This window comes from Agromyces sp. GXS1127, assembly GCF_050565425.1.
Classification (GTDB): Bacteria; Actinomycetota; Actinomycetes; order Actinomycetales; family Microbacteriaceae; genus Agromyces.
The window spans coordinates 1-786 of record NZ_JBOCIG010000022.1 but is presented as its reverse complement, the minus strand read 5'-3'; the positions used below and the strand labels follow the sequence as shown (position 1 = coordinate 786).

The following is a 786-nucleotide window of genomic DNA, read 5'->3' as shown; positions in this document are numbered from 1 at the left end:
CGATCCTTCAGTGCAACGCAGGCTCCACCGGCAAATGTTGCTCGGCCAGCTTCGTAGCGGCGACCCGCGCGACAGTGGCCGCCGCTCCGGGAATGATTAGGGCATGAGTCTGGGCCAAACACCGTCTTCGAGTCGACGCGTCACCTGGCTCGTCGTGACCATCGGGATCGCCCTCGTGCTGATCGCCCGGGTGCTCGTATCCCTCTTCGCGGACAACCGCCTCGCACGCGACGCGCTCGGGGCCAATGTGCTGGACGTCCTTGTGGTCTCGCTCGGAATTACCGGCCTGATCGTGGTGACAGCTCTGCGTGGTGGTTACGCGGCGGCAAGGAAGGCCGTCCGCAGGATCACCGCGGATTACCCAGATGCGCTGGTGTTCATGTCGTACCTCAATGAGGCCGAGACCACCGCGCTTCGCGAGGTAGGCGTGATCTCTCCGGGGTACCACCCTCCCCAGGGCGTGGCAGTCGTTCTTGAGCCGCACCGCTTCGCATTCTGGATGGGCAAGCCACTTGTGCATCTCGCCGAGGTCCGCAGTGAAGACTTGCGTTACCGGGCCGGTAAGGCGGCGCACGGTTTGTCCCGGCCGGACGCGATCATTGCCGAGGTCATCAGTGGCGGTCGGATGATCCGGGTGCCGATCGTGCTCCTGCGTGATGGCCTTCTCATCCCGAAGCCGCTCACGGCAGATGAGCTGGCGGGGGTCATCCGGCAGCTCGAGGTCGCGCGCCGCTGAACTCGGCGTCTGGCGACAGGACGTGTGGTCCACCGCAAGCTGCGTGACCG

The 786-nt window shown here is 65.4% G+C and carries 1 protein-coding gene; it reads left to right on the top strand.

Annotated elements, in window-relative coordinates; translation table 11 throughout:
* Positions 1 to 103: 103 nt before the first annotated feature.
* Positions 104 to 736, top strand: a complete 633-nt coding sequence (locus ACQ393_RS17605; protein WP_430648158.1) for a hypothetical protein — start codon at positions 104 to 106, stop codon at positions 734 to 736.
* Positions 737 to 786 lie beyond the last annotated feature (50 nt).

Bases quoted from the DNA above. Each gene is read 5' to 3' on its own strand.
- ACQ393_RS17605 (WP_430648158.1), top strand. From the start codon at position 104: ATGAGTCTGGGCCAAACACCGTCTTCGAGTCGACGCGTCACCTGGCTC.